Consider the following 15,801-nt stretch of genomic DNA (forward strand, 5'->3'; position numbering starts at 1 on the left):
TTAGTTCAAATATTTCTAAAATAGCTATGGCAGACAAAATGCATTCTGATAAAAAATTAAAAAAAACGATTCAGAATCACCTCACTAAAACGCATTATGTAAAAGTTTTCTTTTCCGAAGAATGCCCGGAAGAGTTTACTTCAGGGTTTATTATGAATGTATCTGAAAAATTTTTAATGGTTCAGGAATCTCATAATTTTACTTTAGATGGGATTAAAATTGTTCCTTACAATAAAATTTCAGGCACCCGTCACAAGAAATTTGAAAAAACTTCTGAGAAAATATTTTCAGAAGAAGGTCTGATCAATTTCAATCAAAAAATCATCAGCAATACTTCGTTAAAGAGTTTTGAATCCTTATTTAAATCTTTAAAAAAGCAAAATTTTCATTGCATAATCGAAAGCTCTACAAAAAAGAAAAACATATTTTCTATTGGTGAGATTTTAGAAATAAATGAAAAGTCAGTAGTGATTAAAAATTACGATGCTACCGGAAAAATTGAAAAAACATCTGACAAAATTCTATTCAAAAATATCAATTTCATTACTTTTAATGACCGATATTCACTAACGTTCAGAAAATATTTAATTGAATAAATAAAACCACAAATATGAAAATCGCCATCATCGGAGCCGGAAATATGGGTTTATCTTTTTCAAAATCATTTTTGAAATACGAACTCATTAAACCTGAAAACCTACATCTGATTACAAGAAGCCAGTCTAAAATTCTGAAAATAAAAGAAGAATTTCCCAAGTCTGAAGTTTCTGTATTTGAAGAGGTGAAAAATTTAGACGCAGATCTTATTATCATTGCCGTAAAACCTCAGGATTTTCAAAAAACAGCGGAAAGTTTTCAGTTTTCACTAAACGAAAACCAAATGATCTTGTCGATTATGGCAGGAATTAAAATTGAAAAAATTCAGGAATCTTTAAACCACAAATTTGTCATAAGAGCAATGCCCAACTCTCCTACTCTTTTGGGAATGGGAATTACAGGTTACACTTCTGCAGAAGGAATTTCCTTTAATCAGTTGATGAATATCGAAAGACTTCTGAACAGTACCGGAAGATCTGTTTATTTGGAAAACGAAGATTTACTAGACGGAGTTACTGCCCTTTCAGGAAGCGGACCAGCATATTTTTATTATATCGTAGATGCGATGATTAAAGCAGGAACAGAAATGGGAATCGATGAAAATCTGTCTAAACTTTTCGTAAAACAAACGATGTTGGGCGCTTATCATTTGATCAATAATTCGGATAAAAACTTGGGAGATCTTATAAAAGATGTTGCTTCAAAAGGTGGTACAACGGAAGCTGCATTGAAAACTTTTGAAGAAAATAATTTTAAGGAAATTTTGCAGCAGGGAATTTTAAATGCTGAAAAACGAGCGAAGGAATTGAATGGATAAATTTTAGATAATATCTCTCGCAGATTTTGCTGATTAAGCAGATTTTTTTCAATGTTTAAATCTGCGAAATCTGTATGATCTACGAGAATTTTTAAATTAAACAATTCTAAAAATCTCATCTGGACTTCTGCGGAATGACAAACTTGATGTTAAATTATTCAACTATAAATTTGCTGAATCTAGTTTCTAAGATCCTTTTAATTTGCCAACCCAAAAACACACCAAAAGTGTTCAGCAAAACATCATCCACATCAAACACTCCCAATCTTGAAAAATACTGCAGAGCTTCTACAATCACAATGGCAGAAACAAAAGTGATGATGAGACTTTTCAAGTTTTTTAACTGCGGGAAAACCCATCCTAAGAATCCGAAAGGAACAAACATTACCACATTTCCCAGGACAATTCTAATAATATCAAGCCAGCTTATTGTTTCATGAATAAACCAAATTGTTGAAACAATCGGTTTAATTCTCACAATATTATCATCATACTGCATTCTTCCCATCCCGAAAAACATCAGATAGAGCAAAAAAATAGTGTAGGGTAAAATGATGAATTTATAAAATTTCTTTAACATCATTTGCAAAGTTATTCATTTCAAAAGCATTAAATTTGGTGTGTTAAACTAATTTAATGAAATACGTCTTACTTACGCTCATTTCAGCGATGTTGTTATCGGTTTCTTGGCCGACTTACGGAGTTCCGTTTTTTATATTCTTTGCCCTCGTTCCACTTTTGATGATGGAACATGGCGTTTCTAAATTTTCAAATTACAGTAGAAAAAGCTGGGTTGTTTTCGGTCTTTCTTATTTGTGTTTTGTGATTTGGAATGTAGTTACCACAGGCTGGCTGTACGGATCAAAAAATCCGGATGGAAGTCATTCGATGATGGCGGTTCTATTTCCGGTTTTAGTCAATTCTTTTTTATATTCACTCGTTTTTCAATGCTATCATTGGTATAAAAACGCACAGGGAACGTATTGGGGAATGGCTTTTTTAGTAGCAATATGGATGAGCTTTGAAAAATTTCATCTCAATTGGGAATTAACGTGGCCTTGGTTGAATCTTGGAAATGCTTTTTCAGATTACCCGAAACTGATCCAATGGTATGATACTTTGGGATCAACCGGTGGAAGCTTTTGGATCTTATTGGTCAATTTACTCATATTTTACACCATCAGAATTTGGGAAGCCGGAAGAAAAAGAAAAGATTTAATTATTAATGTTTCTGCAACGGTACTTTTGATCGGTCTTCCGATGATCATTTCATTAATAAAATTCAATAGTTTTAATGAAAAACCAATTGGTGAGGTCAGCGTTTTAATGTTGCAACCGGATCTTGATCCTTACAACGAAAAATATTCTAAAGACAGCATTACTATTCAGAACGATCTTTTAACTTTAGCCGAAAACAACACCAAAGGAAAAATTGATTATTACATTGCTCCCGAAACAGCACTTCCGGGAAGAGGTTCTATTTCTGAAACCGCTTTTGAAAAAAGTGAACTGTTAAATAATGTAAAAGGTTTTCTTGCAAAACATCCAGGTTCTGTTTTTACAACAGGAATTTCTTCGCACAAATATTTTTTAGATAAAAATACGGCTCCATCAAATGCTTATCAGATTAATGACCGAGTTTGGGTAGAAAGTTACAATTCTGCGGTGCAGATTATTCCAAATCAAAAAGTTGAAGTTTACCATAAAGGAAAGCTTGTTCCGGGTGTTGAGATTTTTCCTTACATGAGTGTTTTCAAGCCTCTTTTAGGTGATGCAATGATTAATTTGGGAGGAACGGTTGCTTCTTTGGGAACCGATAAAGAAAGAATTGCATTTTCAAATCCTTACAATAAAGGAAAAATTGCACCGATCATTTGTTATGAAAGTATTTATGGTGAATTTGTAACTGATTATGTAAAAAAAGGAGCCAATTTTCTTGGAATTATGACCAATGATTCTTGGTGGGGTGTTACAGAAGGACACAAACAGCTGCTTTCTTACGCAAGAATGAGAGCCATCGAAACCCGAAGAGAAATTGTACGAGCAGCAAACAGCGGAATTTCTGCGCATATTAATGCTAAAGGTGAAATCTTAGAAGACACTTTCTATGGAGATCAGACAACTTTATTCACTAAAGTTAATCTTTATGAGGGCGAAACATTTTATGTAAGAACAGGAGATTTTCTTTCCCGAATTTCTATTTTCGCTTTTGGATTTTTACTGTTTTATTTTTTAATTAAATGGTTTCAGAATAAAATGAAGAAAGAAAACAAAAAGTAAATTTTAAGATTTAGATTTTAAGCCACAAAAGACACTAAAGATTTTAAGTTGTTATAAAGTCTACAAAAGATCACAAAATTACAGATAAAAACCAGCCTTTTTCGGCTGGTTTTCTCAGTTTAATTTAAGTTTAAAAAATCAAATTCAAACTACTATTTACTTGATCATTAGTTTTTGGATCACCCAGTTGTTGTTAATTTTAATTTTCAGAATATACATTCCTTTTGGAAGATCAGAAACGGTTACCGACTGATCACTGTTGAGCTGTACATTTAGTTTTTTTCCATCCATTGAATACATTTCCACCGCAGTTGCTTTTTCACCTTTAATAAATACCTTTTCAGAAGCCGGATTTGGATAGATCGATAGTTTTGTTTTCGCCGAAAAATCATTCACACCTAATGTATTTTCCACCGACGGATCAGAATACACTTTTGATGCATCAATCGCTCTTACGCTCCAATATACCTGCTGAATAGAAGGATCAAGCGTCAAAAACCAAGAAGGTGTTGTTACAATATACTTTGCCACATCTTGTGTTCCAGGAGTGGTTCCTACTTTAATTTCGTACTGTAAAGCATTGACCGGAGTTTTATCATCCGTTGCGCCGCTCCATGTAAAATTGAATGTATTTCCGTTTTTGTTTAAATGTAAATTGGTTGGAGCAGTTGGTTTTAAATTGGTTATCGTAGACGTATTTTTATAAAGTTTGGTAAATGAATTTAAATCAGGATCAGTCCAATCGAAGCCCGTCATTAAAACATCCAAATGATTGTTTCCGTCGTAATCAAAAAGCCTTACATTTCCCGTTCCGCCAAGATTATACAAAGAAGTATTGGTTGCTTTTGTAAAAGATTGGGAAGCCGGATTGTAAAGGAAAACATTCACCGCTCCGTCATTATTTTTATCATCACCAATCACCACAAAATCGTAATATCCGTCATTATTAAGATCTCCAACATCAACACTTGAAGCAGAAAGCCCTTCTCCAGAAATTGCATGTGTTGTAAACTGTCCTGTTCCGTCATTCATAAAAACACCAAGATATTCATCATAATTTTCATCCTGACCAATCGCTACCAAATCTAGAAAACCATCTGCATTGAAGTCTGCATACGCTAATTTCCCGCTTGCTAAAGGCAATAAAGTTTGAGATTCCTGAAGAGTACCATTCGAATTTAAATATACTTTAAAAACAGGATCTGTATCTTTATCATAACCGAAAATGACTACGTCCAACAATTGATCGTTATTCAGATCTAAAACTTTGAAACTTCCGTTTTGAGTTCCGGGAAGCCATGATTGAGTTAATTGAAAACCATTACCCGAGTTTTTATAAAGACTTAAATCATATACAAAACCGGTTCCTTGCACATATTGAGGTCCGTTAATTGCATAATCCTGTTTTCCATCATGATTAAAATCAAAAACCTCGATAGAACCATAAACTTTTCCGGCAGTATCTTCTACTTTTGAAAAACCTGTTCCATTATTCAAGAAACGATAGTGTTTGTAATTTACAACATCCTGATAACTCAAACCTGTAGACACAAGATCAAGCAAACCATCATTATTGTAATCTATAAATTTAATATCTCCTAAATGCGTAACATCTGCTCCTAAATCTCCATAAGCAGAAAAAGCACCGTTATTATTGATATAAGTTTCGTTAAAGGTAACATCTGCACTTCCATCTGCATCAATATCTATAGCACCATTATAAATAACATCAGGTTTTCCATCATTATTAAAATCTCCGATGTCGCTGGATCCGTAAAAGAAATTTTTTATATTGGTAGAAACTTCAGAAAAAGTTTGAGACTGAAACATCATTGGAATAAAAAAAGCAAAAACATACAACTTTTTCATTTTGTTTTTATTTAGATTAATTAAAAACAAAGATAATATCAAATATTATTTCAGCGTTCAAATTGAGACTGATATTTATCACATACCCACAATCGAGAGACTTTAAAGAACGCAAATGAATTGGTAAGTCATTAAAAATGATAAATATTTATTATAAAATTTATACAAAAGTTTGTCTATCTAAAAAAATCTTCGTTATTTTGCAACCTCAAATATTATACAAATAAGAACATCGAGATATGTCAAGAATTTGCCAGATAACAGGAAAGCGTGCAATGGTTGGTAACAACGTTTCTCACGCTAATAACAAAACGAAGCGTCGTTTTGAAATTAACTTATTGGAGAAGAAATTTTACCTTCCAGAGCAAGATAAGCACGTTACTTTAAAAGTTTCAGCTCATGGATTGAGAGTAATTAACAAGATTGGAATCGAAGAGGCTATCGAAAGAGGCATCAGAGGAGGATTGATTAAAAAGAACTAAATCATGGCAAAAAAAGGAAACAGAGTTCAAGTAATTCTTGAATGCACAGAGCACAAAGAAAGCGGTATGCCAGGAATGTCTAGATACATTTCTACAAAAAACAAAAAGAACACTACAGAAAGATTGGAATTGAAAAAATACAATCCTGTTCTTAAGAGATCTACCCTTCACAAAGAAATCAAGTAATTTATAAATATAATTTACCATGGCAAAGAAAGTAGTAGCAACCCTACAAAGCGGACAGTCAAAAAAAATGACTAAAGTCGTGAAAATGGTGAAGTCTTCTAAATCAGGAGCTTACGTTTTCGAAGAAAAAGTAATGAATGCAGACGAAGTTGACGGTTATTTGAAAAAATAATCCAGAACTTTATTTACAATACAAAAACTACTCATATTTTGGGTAGTTTTTTTGTTATCTTTGCTTTTCTAAGCAGGAAGCCAGATGTTGGAAGCTGGATGTTTACAATTATAATATTTTATTTTGTAAGCATCCGGCTTCCTGCACCCAGCTTCCAACATTAATTAAAATTCCGAAATTCATACAATGAGTTGGTTTAAAAATATTTTCAAAAAAGAAGAAAAAGAAACTTTAGACAAAGGTTTGGAAAAATCGAATCAGGGTTTCTTTGAAAAAATGACTAAAGCCGTAGTCGGCAAAAGCAAAGTAGATGACGAAGTTCTGGATGATCTGGAGGAAATACTGATTGCTTCAGACGTTGGCGCTTCTACAACCATCAAAATCATTGAGAGAATTGAAGAACGTGTTGCCAGAGACAAATATGTTGGTGTAAATGAACTCGACAAAATTCTACGTGAAGAAATCTCCGGACTTCTTTTAGAAAATCCTCATGCAGGAAGTGGAAACATTGACACAAGTAAAAAACCATATGTTATTATGGTTGTCGGTGTAAACGGTGTTGGAAAAACCACCACTATCGGAAAATTGGCACATCTGTTTAAATCTGAAGGTAAAAAAGTAGTTTTAGGAGCTGCAGATACGTTCAGAGCTGCAGCAGTAGATCAATTGGTTATCTGGAGTGAAAGAGTGGGTGTTCCTATCGTAAAACAGGAAATGGGATCAGACCCGGCTTCTGTAGCTTTCGACACTGTACAAAGTGCTGTTGCTCAGAATGCCGACGTTGTTATTATTGACACCGCAGGAAGGCTTCACAATAAAATTAATTTGATGAATGAGCTTTCTAAAATCAAGAGAGTGATGCAAAAGGTTATTCCAGATGCTCCACACGAGATTTTACTGGTTCTTGATGGTTCTACAGGTCAAAATGCTTTTGAACAGGCAAAACAATTTACAGCAGCTACTGAAGTAAATGCTTTGGCGGTAACAAAATTAGACGGAACCGCAAAAGGTGGTGTTGTAATTGGTATTTCAGATCAGTTTCAGATTCCGGTAAAATATATTGGTGTTGGAGAAAAAATGCAAGATCTTCAACTTTTTAATGGTACAGAGTTTGTAGATTCGTTCTTCAAGAAGAGATAAATTCTTTTTTTGAAACAAATCAAACAAACTTATTAACATTAAAAAATTATTACTATGTGGACATTTATTCTTTGGATCATCTTCGGATTGATTGTAGGTGCAATTGCAAAAATGATTATGCCTGGAAAACAAAATATGGGTTGGTTAACGACTAGTATTTTGGGAATAGTGGGAGCTTTCGTCGGTGGTTTTATTGCTAATACCATATTTGGCGGAGGTGGCGCAAATGATGAAAGAATGTTTCATTTTTGGCCATTAGTTTTCTCAGTAGGCGGTGCTCTTGTTGTTCTTTGGATTTACGGAATGTTGACAAAGAAGAATTAAAACATTTAGATAAAAAAACAAAATCCCGATTTGAAAATTTCAAATCGGGATTTTTTATGAACAATATAATTTAATAATTTAGTTTATTTTGATTCTGTAAGGCATTTCCATTTTCACCTCAGATTTTAATTTCTCGCTGGTAAGCTGTTCTAAAATCTCATAGTTTGCTTTCCCAATTTTATTTTTGATTACTCTTGCAGAAATATCGTCTTCATTTAAATCTTCAAAGATCTGTTCAAATGCAGTCATCTTTTTAGGATAAGACGCAACGTTGTAAGATTTCAGATTTGCTTTTTGTGCAGCAAATTTTACGGCATCATTTAAAGTTCCCAATTCGTCTACCAAACCGATTTGTTTTGCACGAACTCCACTCCAAACTCTTCCGCCTCCGATGTTATCAATCTGCTCGAAAGTCTGTTTTCTGTTTTGAGTTACAAAATGTACAAATCTTTTATAAGTTCCTTCCACGCTTCTCGTCATTAAATTCACTCCATAAGGTGTAAGACCGTGCAATGAAGAATAATAAGCCGAGTTGGCATTGGTTGCAACAATATCAGAACGCACTCCGTTTTTATTGGCAATATCTTTAAAGTAAGGCAACACCCCGAAAACTCCGATAGATCCTGTTAAAGTATTTGGTTCAGAATAAATTTTATCAGCTCCCATTGCAATATAATAACCACCTGAAGCAGCATAATCACCAAAAGAAACAACAAGAGGTTTTGTTTTCTTCAACTGCTGAAGTTCAAATAAAATCTCATCAGAAGCATTTGCGCTTCCTCCCGGAGAATTAATTCTTAAAACTACCGCTTTTACTTTTTTGTCTTCCTGAAGTTCTTTAATATACTTGATGTACTTTTCAGAATAAATTTCATTGTATTCATCACCACTATTAATAGAACCTGATGCGTATAAAACTGCTACTTTTTCTCCTGAGCTATCTTTATCTTTAAATGAATCGATATATTTTTGTAGCGAAACTTTGTTTAGTTTATCTTTTTCAGCAAGACTTAGCTTTGTTCTGATTAATTGGTCGTACTCAGTTTTTTGAATCAGCTTATCTGCCAATTTATATTTTACACTTAAATCAGGAATCATTCCGTATAAACTGTCTACAACTGTTTTGAATTCTTCAGCTTTCATTTTTCTTGAAGCTGCCATTTTAGATGAAGTATTACCCCAAATATCATTTAATAAGGTGCTCAACTGCTCCTGATTTTCCGGAGAAATATCATTTCTTAAGAATGGCTCTACAGCAGATTTAAACTTACCATGACGGATTACTTCAATCCCGATTCCATATTTTTCGGCAAAATCTTTAAAGAAAGTAACTTCTGTAGCCAAACCTTTAAGCTCAATTCCACCAGACGGATTTAAATAATACTGGTCTGCAACAGAACCTAAATAATAAGAAGCCTGTGAAACTGCATTTCCGTAAGCGTACACAAATTTTCCGCTTTTTTTGAAATCTTCAATAGCATTTCTCAAATCATCAATCTGAGTAGTTCCGGCGTTAATATGGTCGGTTTCTATACTGATACCTTTAATATTATCATCTTCTTTCGCTTTATGAATAGCTTCCACAGCATCATAAATCAAAATATTCTGATTTTTATCTTTTATATTAAAAATACTTTGTTGCTCTTCTGTAGGACTATCAATAATAGAAGTCTTCAGATTAATAGTTAAAACAGAATTCTTTTTTACATCAACCGATTTCTCTCCACTCATTGAACTGACAGCAATCATGATAATAAAAAAGAAGAAAAACACGAAGCATAATATGACAATAGCCACTATATTTGCTAATACATTTTTAAAGAAACTCTTCATAAACAATCATTTTTCTATATGTCGCAACATAAGGTGGTTTTGTTACTAGGAAGTAACATTGGTAATCAAAAAAATAATATTGACCTGGCTTTAAGCAAAATAAGTGAAGCCTGTACAATATTAAAAAAAAGTGAATATTTGACTTCAGACCCTGTAGAATTTGTCAGTTCTAATATTTTTTGTAATATTGCAACAATAATATCTACTTACCTATCACCTATTCAACTGCTTGATTATGTGAAAAAAATAGAAATTGAGATGGGCCGGCTTACAGATTCTTCAATTTCTAAAGTCTATACAGACAGAATAATCGATATTGATATTGTGAAGTATGATGAGTTAAAATTTATATCAGAAAGGTTAGAAATCCCTCATAACAAACATCTTTTTGAAAGGGAATTTTCTCAGATATTATTAAAAGATTTTATTTAAAAAAACAACACATAAAACATATTGTATGAAATTAGGTTTATTATTATTGGCTGCTTTGCCTATTGCTACTTATGCTCAAGACAGTATTTCCATAAACTCTACAAATGAGTACCCCAATACGTTTTCTTCTGGTTCCGCTAATGTTCAAAAATTTGACAATAAAGCAAGAAGATTCAACGATTGGTCTATTTCTGTGGGTGGAGGTGCTGCATTAATGATGAACTCAGACCTTACTTCTTTTTATGATAAAAAAGTAAACTGGGGATATAACAGCTACGTAAGTATAGACAAGCAAATCTCACACACATTTGGGATAAGTATTGCTTACCAAAGAGGTGAAACAAATCAAAAAGGTATGCAGGATGGTACACGTGGGCAATTAGCCGGTGTAGGAGTCGCAAAAACAAAGTATAACCAAGTAGTCTTATTAGGAGATGTTAACTTTTCAAATATTTTGAGAAGAGTTGACAACCATTCACCTTATAGATGGGCTTTTCATGGTTATGGAGGAGTTGGCTTAATGAGCTTCAAAACATCTTTACATGATAATGATGAATTTAGATGGAGCAATTCACCAAGACGAGTACCATTATTTATAGATCAAAAGCTTGATCTTAGCTCATTCTACTACCAATTTGGTGCAGGTTTGAAATATAAAGTCTCAAAACTTATAGATATCGAAGCCAGAGCAATGTATATTATCAGTGGTGATGATGAATTTGACGGCGGTGGTTATGCAGGTCCTGCAGATTACGATCCTACCAGTGGTAATTCTAAGTATAACATGATTAATGATAAAAGATCAGATAACATGTTAACCGTTAATTTAGGTGTATCATTTAAATTAGGAAAGCATATGTCTCATCTTGCTTGGCACGATCCTTTGCAAGAAGTTTATTACAGAACGAATGTACTTGAAAGCACTGCCAACGAACTCGTTGTATGCGAAAAAGGAGACAATGATAATGATGGTGTTTGTGACGACTGGGACAGAGAACTAAATACTCCTGCTGGAGCAAGAGTTGACGGTGCCGGTGTAGCATTGGATATGGATCTTGATGGTGTTATCGATTTATACGACAAATGCGTCACCGTTCCTGGATCACCAGATAATAATGGTTGCCCTATCAATTAAGCTTACAATAAAATTCATTTAATTAACTAAATAAATAAAAATACATACTATGAAATTAAGTTTAGCAATTATTGCATTAGCCTTAGCTGTTCCTACAGTGAGCTATGCACAAGATTCAATAGCCGTAGTTTCTACCGACGAATATCCAAATACATTTTCTTCTGGCTCTGCCAACATTTCGCCTTTCACTCAGAAATCTAAAAGATTTAATGATTGGGCGGTGTCATTTGGTGCAGGTGTTCCCTTACTGCAATCAGGAGATTTAACGTCTATTAAAAATGGTAACGGTAAAAATCTTTTCGGTTATTCAGCTTATGTAAGTATTGACAAAGCAATTACTCATGCTTTCGGAATCAACTTACAATACGACAGAGGAGAGACAAGACAAGGTTGGTTTAATACAAAAGATGCAGCTCCTTCAGATTTAAGCCAAGTAGGTGCAAGAACTCAATATGATGCAATCTCTTTATTAGGAGACATTAATTTCTCAAATCTTTTGAGAAGAGTTGATAATAAATCTACTTACAGATGGGCATTACATGGTTATGCAGGTGTTGGAACAATAGCATATAAAGCATATCAAAAAGATGCGAACGGTCAGAGATTAATGACGGAGATTAAGCCATTTAAATTAGGTTCTTTCTTTGCACAAGCGGGTGCAGGTCTTAAATTTAAAGTAAACAGAAGATTAGATATTGAAGGAAGACTAATGTATGTTTACACAGGTGATGATGAATTTGATGGTGGTGGGGCTCAATACAGCGCTATTAACCAAAGAGAAGAACAAGTTTCTGACAACTTCTTCAACGCTACACTTGGTTTGTCTCTAAAATTAGGAAAACACGAATCTCACCTAATGTGGCATGACCCATTGCAGGAAATTTATTATAAATTAGATGTTTTGGCTAACAAAAACCAGGATATTGAAGTTTGTAAAAAAGGAGATGCCGATAATGACGGAGTTTGCGACGATTGGGACAGACAGCTTGATACTCCTGCAGGAGCAAGAGTTGACGGTGCTGGTGTAGCACTTGATGCAGATTTAGACGGAGTTATCGATCTTTACGACAAGTGCGTAACAGTTCCAGGACCAGTAGAAAATCAAGGTTGTCCTTTGACACCTGAACCTACTACCAAAGGGCCAGTTGATGAAACAGTAAGTAATATGGAAGGAATTGAGTTTGATTTAAATTCTGACAGAATTTTACCAAACAACACGCCAATTCTGAACAACGCTGTAAACTATATCAATTCTTCAAACGGTACTTATACTGTAATTGGAGCAACTGATACCAGAGCTTCTGACGAGTACAACCAAAAATTGTCTGAAAGAAGAGCAAACAGTGTGAAAAATTATCTAATTAAAAACGGTGTAGATTCTTCTAAACTAAACGCTGTAGGTAGAGGTGAAAAAGACCTTAAATACCCAGAGTGTGATCCTGCTACTAAATGTCCTGAGTGGAAAAACAGAGCAAACAGAAGAGTTTATTTCGAAGCTAAATAGTAAAAACTTATTATTATAAAATTAAAGCCATGCATTGCGTGGCTTTTTTTGTTTCAATACTTTCCTTACATTTACCTTATGATTTCCCCGAAAGATTTTAATGAACTTAAAAGTAAAACCCTTAAGCATTTTTGGGGTTATGATCAATTCAGAGATTCTCAAGAGTTGGTTATTGATTCTGTTCTCAACAGAAAAGATACTCTAGTTCTTCTTCCAACCGGTGCAGGAAAATCATTATGTTATCAACTTCCTGCTTTATTGCAAGAAGGAACCTGTCTTGTGATTTCGCCTTTATTGGCATTAATGAAAGATCAGGTCAACCAATTAAAATTCAGAGGAATTGAAGCAGAATATCTAAGTTCAGAATTGGATGAGTTTGATGCCGAAGTTATTTACAACAGATGCAAAGATGGCTTAACAAAGTTATTATATGTTTCACCAGAAAGACTCACCAACAAACTTTTTATTCAGCAAATTGAAGAAATTCAGCTGTCATTTATTGCGGTAGATGAAGCGCACTGTATTTCAGAATGGGGTCAAGATTTCAGACCAAGTTATCAGAATATCAAAGATTTCAGAAAAAACAATCCTGAAATTCCTTGCTTAGCTTTAACAGCAACGGCAACCCCAAAAGTTTTAGATGAAATTAAAACTAAACTGGAGCTTAAAAATCCTAAGGTTTTTCAAAAAAGCTTTAAAAGAGACAATATTAAAATATTTTCTGAAGAAGTTTCAGACAAATATCAGAAGGTTTTTAACATCCTGAAATACGCTAAAGAATCGGGAATTATCTATGTGAGAACCCGAAAAGATGCAGAATTACTCACAGAATTTCTTCATCGACATAAAATCCAGAATGTAGATTATTTCCATGCAGGTTTATCAACAAAAGAGAAAAACGAAAGACAAAATTTCTGGAACAGCAGTGATCAAAATGTACTCATTTCAACTAATGCCTTCGGAATGGGAATCGATAAAGACAATGTGCGTTTCGTCATTCACTTCTCCCCTTCTCAGTCGATTGAAAATTATTATCAGGAAATTGGTCGTGCCGGAAGAGATGGCAAAAAAAGCTATGCATTTATGCTTTGGAACAAGCAGGAAATTTCAAATTTTGATCAGATTTTAAGAAATCAAATACCCAATAAAGCAGAGTTTTTAAAAATTATTTCTTATCTCTATTCTAAATTTCAGGTGGCAGAATTTGAGCTTCCTGAAAAAGTTTTTCAGCTAAATACATCAGGAATTCAGAGTTTTACCAAACTTTCAACAGCAAAAATAAAAAATGTTCTGAATTTCCTTCACACCCAGGAAATCATTTTTCATAACAGTAACAAAAGTTTATCATCACTGGAACTTCTCATTAAGCCTGATGAAATCGATCAGCTTCCACAGAAAGATGCTTATTTTATCGAACTTCTTTTGCGTTCTGTTTCAGGAATTACGACACACAAAGTAATGTTTAGCGAGCAGAATGTAAGCAATAAAATAGGAGTAAGCGTCCATCTGATTAAAGAGCGCTTGAAAGAATTACAGCAGAAAAATTATTTGGAATATATTGATGGAGCTTTGGCGAGTGTAAAATTTCTGAAACCACGAGACGAAAGAGCCATCAACGGATTATACTGGAATCTTTTTGAACACATTCAAAAAAATAAAATCCAGAAATGGGAAGAGATGAAATTTTTCATCGAAGACAATCAATACTGCAAAATGAAATTGATACTCTCCTATTTTGGTGAAAAAAACACTAAAAATTGTGGACAATGCACCATTTGCGAAAAAAACAAACAGTCTATTTTTGGCAAAAATGTTTCTTTGGAAATCATTAAGGTTTTAAATAAAAAACCGGCAACCATTGAAGAAATTTCTATACAGCTACAGTTTCATTCTAAAGAAAATATTTTAGAAAATCTTATTTTCTTATTAGATTCCGGAAAAGTAAAAATGCTGAATTTTAGAACATACGCCTTGACATGAGTAATTGGTAATGGATAATTAGTAATTCATAATTATCAATTCATAACTCATAATTTCTAACTTATAACTCAAGAGTTTTATCTTTGCATCATGAAATCATTGAAAGTCGTTTTTTTAGGCACTCCCGAGTTTGCAAAGACTGCATTGGAAGCCATTCACCAGTCTCATCATGAAGTTGTAGGCGTTGTTACCGTTGCCGATAAAGCAAGCGGACGCGGACAAAAGATCAATCAATCTCCTGTAAAAATTTTTGCAGTAGAAAATAATCTTCCCGTTTTTCAGCCTGAAAAATTAAGAAATCCTGAGTTTTTAGAGGAATTAAAAAAACTGGACGCCGATGTTTTTGTAGTTGTTGCTTTCAGAATGATGCCTAAAGTTTTGTTTGAAATGCCTAGAATGGGAACTTTCAACCTTCATGCATCGTTGCTTCCTGATTACAGAGGTGCTGCTCCAATTAATTATGCAGTAATTAATGGCGAAGAAAAAACAGGTGCAACCACGTTCTTTATTAATGAAAAAATTGATGAAGGAAATATTTTATTGCAGGAAGAAATTCCGGTTTTAGAAAATGAAAATGCAGAAAGTCTTCACGACAGATTAATGGAGATGGGCTCGAAATTAGTGGTAAAAACATTGGATGGATTAGCCGAAAATTCAATTATTGAAAAACCTCAGCCAGAAGTTGAACATCCGAAAAACGCTTTTAAGATTTTTAAAGAAGATACCAGAATCGATTGGACGAAAACTTCAAAAGAAGTTCATCAGTTTATTTTAGGAATGTCACCTTACCCTGCAGCTTTTACTACTTTAAAAATTGGAGAAGATGAAAAGGGATTAAAAATATACAATGGAAAATTCGAAGTTTCAGAGCACGGAAAACCTCTTGGAAGCTTAGAGATTTCAAAAAATGATTTTAAGATCTATACCAAAGATGGAGTTTACTTTCCTTTAGAATTACAATTGGAAGGAAAGAAAAGAATGAATATCAAAGATTTTCTAAACGGATTTAGAAATTTTGACGAAATAAAAATGGCTTGAGTAAATCAAGCC

16 protein-coding genes are annotated in these 15,801 nt (G+C 33.6%); 13 read left to right on the forward strand and 3 right to left on the reverse strand.

The features are described from left to right. The first annotated feature begins 26 nt into the window (after positions 1 to 26). Together OEW74_RS09170 and proC are read left to right on the forward strand one after the other, a co-directional pair. On the forward strand, positions 27 to 596 hold the full coding sequence (locus OEW74_RS09170; RefSeq protein ID WP_265428182.1) for a hypothetical protein: 570 nt from the start codon (positions 27 to 29) through the stop codon (positions 594 to 596). A gap of 14 nt (positions 597 to 610) precedes the next feature. Next, entirely contained in the window at positions 611 to 1,414 is an 804-nt protein-coding gene (gene proC / locus OEW74_RS09175; protein WP_265428183.1) for a pyrroline-5-carboxylate reductase, read from the forward strand. A gap of 154 nt (positions 1,415 to 1,568) precedes the next feature. Here the strand turns inward: proC and OEW74_RS09180 are convergent, their stop codons facing one another. Beyond that, the gene (locus OEW74_RS09180) at positions 1,569 to 1,994 is read right to left on the reverse strand and encodes a VanZ family protein (protein WP_265428184.1); all 426 of its coding nucleotides are present in this window, start codon (positions 1,992 to 1,994) and stop codon (positions 1,569 to 1,571) included. Between the two features lie 56 nt (positions 1,995 to 2,050). Between OEW74_RS09180 and lnt the strand changes: the two genes are divergently transcribed. Next, positions 2,051 to 3,694: an apolipoprotein N-acyltransferase gene (gene lnt / locus OEW74_RS09185; protein ID WP_265428185.1), complete on the forward strand. Its 1,644-nt coding sequence runs from the start codon at positions 2,051 to 2,053 to the stop codon at positions 3,692 to 3,694. Positions 3,695 to 3,850: 156 nt separating this feature from the next. Here the strand turns inward: lnt and OEW74_RS09190 are convergent, their stop codons facing one another. Next, the gene (locus tag OEW74_RS09190) at positions 3,851 to 5,563 is read right to left on the reverse strand and encodes a T9SS type A sorting domain-containing protein (RefSeq protein ID WP_265428186.1); all 1,713 of its coding nucleotides are present in this window, start codon (positions 5,561 to 5,563) and stop codon (positions 3,851 to 3,853) included. A gap of 239 nt (positions 5,564 to 5,802) precedes the next feature. On the opposite strand from OEW74_RS09190, the gene rpmB reads away from it, so the two are divergent. From rpmB to OEW74_RS09215, 5 genes are all read left to right on the forward strand, one after another. Beyond that, positions 5,803 to 6,045, forward strand: coding sequence for a 50S ribosomal protein L28 (rpmB, locus tag OEW74_RS09195; protein WP_076451540.1), 243 nt, complete (start codon positions 5,803 to 5,805; stop codon positions 6,043 to 6,045). 3 nt (positions 6,046 to 6,048) lie between these two features. Next, positions 6,049 to 6,231 carry a 50S ribosomal protein L33 gene (gene rpmG, locus OEW74_RS09200; protein WP_027373683.1) on the forward strand — a complete coding sequence of 61 codons (183 nt, stop codon included), beginning with the start codon at positions 6,049 to 6,051 and terminating at the stop codon, positions 6,229 to 6,231. A 19-nt stretch (positions 6,232 to 6,250) separates the two neighbouring features. Then, entirely contained in the window at positions 6,251 to 6,403 is a 153-nt protein-coding gene (locus OEW74_RS09205; protein ID WP_002976755.1) for a DUF4295 domain-containing protein, read from the forward strand. A 186-nt stretch (positions 6,404 to 6,589) separates the two neighbouring features. Beyond that, positions 6,590 to 7,543, forward strand: a complete 954-nt coding sequence (gene ftsY, locus OEW74_RS09210) for a signal recognition particle-docking protein FtsY (protein WP_265428187.1) — start codon at positions 6,590 to 6,592, stop codon at positions 7,541 to 7,543. A gap of 54 nt (positions 7,544 to 7,597) precedes the next feature. After that, positions 7,598 to 7,867 carry a GlsB/YeaQ/YmgE family stress response membrane protein gene (locus OEW74_RS09215; protein WP_265428188.1) on the forward strand — a complete coding sequence of 90 codons (270 nt, stop codon included), beginning with the start codon at positions 7,598 to 7,600 and terminating at the stop codon, positions 7,865 to 7,867. A 78-nt stretch (positions 7,868 to 7,945) separates the two neighbouring features. Here OEW74_RS09215 and sppA read toward each other — a convergent pair whose 3' ends face one another. Beyond that, complete coding sequence (gene sppA / locus OEW74_RS09220) at positions 7,946 to 9,700, reverse strand: signal peptide peptidase SppA (RefSeq protein ID WP_265428189.1); 1,755 nt, start codon at positions 9,698 to 9,700, stop codon at positions 7,946 to 7,948. An 18-nt stretch (positions 9,701 to 9,718) separates the two neighbouring features. Here sppA and folK point away from each other — a divergent pair, with 18 nt between their 5' ends. The 5 genes from folK to fmt all read left to right on the forward strand — a co-directional run bounded on the left by folK (position 9,719) and on the right by fmt (position 15,789). Continuing rightward, positions 9,719 to 10,132: a 2-amino-4-hydroxy-6-hydroxymethyldihydropteridine diphosphokinase gene (gene folK, locus OEW74_RS09225; RefSeq protein WP_265428190.1), complete on the forward strand. Its 414-nt coding sequence runs from the start codon at positions 9,719 to 9,721 to the stop codon at positions 10,130 to 10,132. Positions 10,133 to 10,157: 25 nt separating this feature from the next. Continuing rightward, positions 10,158 to 11,267, forward strand: coding sequence for an OmpA family protein (locus tag OEW74_RS09230; protein ID WP_265428191.1), 1,110 nt, complete (start codon positions 10,158 to 10,160; stop codon positions 11,265 to 11,267). A gap of 49 nt (positions 11,268 to 11,316) precedes the next feature. After that, positions 11,317 to 12,771 carry an OmpA family protein gene (locus OEW74_RS09235; RefSeq protein WP_265428192.1) on the forward strand — a complete coding sequence of 485 codons (1,455 nt, stop codon included), beginning with the start codon at positions 11,317 to 11,319 and terminating at the stop codon, positions 12,769 to 12,771. A gap of 78 nt (positions 12,772 to 12,849) precedes the next feature. Then, positions 12,850 to 14,751 carry a RecQ family ATP-dependent DNA helicase gene (locus tag OEW74_RS09240; RefSeq protein ID WP_265428193.1) on the forward strand — a complete coding sequence of 634 codons (1,902 nt, stop codon included), beginning with the start codon at positions 12,850 to 12,852 and terminating at the stop codon, positions 14,749 to 14,751. A gap of 90 nt (positions 14,752 to 14,841) precedes the next feature. Continuing rightward, positions 14,842 to 15,789: a methionyl-tRNA formyltransferase gene (fmt, locus tag OEW74_RS09245; protein WP_265428194.1), complete on the forward strand. Its 948-nt coding sequence runs from the start codon at positions 14,842 to 14,844 to the stop codon at positions 15,787 to 15,789. The last annotated feature ends 12 nt before the right edge of the window (positions 15,790 to 15,801 follow it).

Origin of the sequence: Chryseobacterium sp. YIM B08800 (assembly GCF_026163565.1) — a bacterium.
Lineage (GTDB): Bacteria > Bacteroidota > Bacteroidia > Flavobacteriales > Weeksellaceae > Chryseobacterium.

Bases quoted from the DNA above. Each gene is read 5' to 3' on its own strand.
- OEW74_RS09170 (WP_265428182.1), top strand. From the start codon at position 27: ATGGCAGACAAAATGCATTCTGATAAAAAATTAAAAAAAACGATTCAG.
- proC (WP_265428183.1), top strand. From the start codon at position 611: ATGAAAATCGCCATCATCGGAGCCGGAAATATGGGTTTATCTTTTTCA.
- OEW74_RS09180 (WP_265428184.1), bottom strand. From the start codon at position 1,994: ATGTTAAAGAAATTTTATAAATTCATCATTTTACCCTACACTATTTTT.
- lnt (WP_265428185.1), top strand. From the start codon at position 2,051: ATGAAATACGTCTTACTTACGCTCATTTCAGCGATGTTGTTATCGGTT.
- OEW74_RS09190 (WP_265428186.1), bottom strand. From the start codon at position 5,563: ATGAAAAAGTTGTATGTTTTTGCTTTTTTTATTCCAATGATGTTTCAG.
- rpmB (WP_076451540.1), top strand. From the start codon at position 5,803: ATGTCAAGAATTTGCCAGATAACAGGAAAGCGTGCAATGGTTGGTAAC.
- rpmG (WP_027373683.1), top strand. From the start codon at position 6,049: ATGGCAAAAAAAGGAAACAGAGTTCAAGTAATTCTTGAATGCACAGAG.
- OEW74_RS09205 (WP_002976755.1), top strand. From the start codon at position 6,251: ATGGCAAAGAAAGTAGTAGCAACCCTACAAAGCGGACAGTCAAAAAAA.
- ftsY (WP_265428187.1), top strand. From the start codon at position 6,590: ATGAGTTGGTTTAAAAATATTTTCAAAAAAGAAGAAAAAGAAACTTTA.
- OEW74_RS09215 (WP_265428188.1), top strand. From the start codon at position 7,598: ATGTGGACATTTATTCTTTGGATCATCTTCGGATTGATTGTAGGTGCA.
- sppA (WP_265428189.1), bottom strand. From the start codon at position 9,700: ATGAAGAGTTTCTTTAAAAATGTATTAGCAAATATAGTGGCTATTGTC.
- folK (WP_265428190.1), top strand. From the start codon at position 9,719: ATGTCGCAACATAAGGTGGTTTTGTTACTAGGAAGTAACATTGGTAAT.
- OEW74_RS09230 (WP_265428191.1), top strand. From the start codon at position 10,158: ATGAAATTAGGTTTATTATTATTGGCTGCTTTGCCTATTGCTACTTAT.
- OEW74_RS09235 (WP_265428192.1), top strand. From the start codon at position 11,317: ATGAAATTAAGTTTAGCAATTATTGCATTAGCCTTAGCTGTTCCTACA.
- OEW74_RS09240 (WP_265428193.1), top strand. From the start codon at position 12,850: ATGATTTCCCCGAAAGATTTTAATGAACTTAAAAGTAAAACCCTTAAG.
- fmt (WP_265428194.1), top strand. From the start codon at position 14,842: ATGAAATCATTGAAAGTCGTTTTTTTAGGCACTCCCGAGTTTGCAAAG.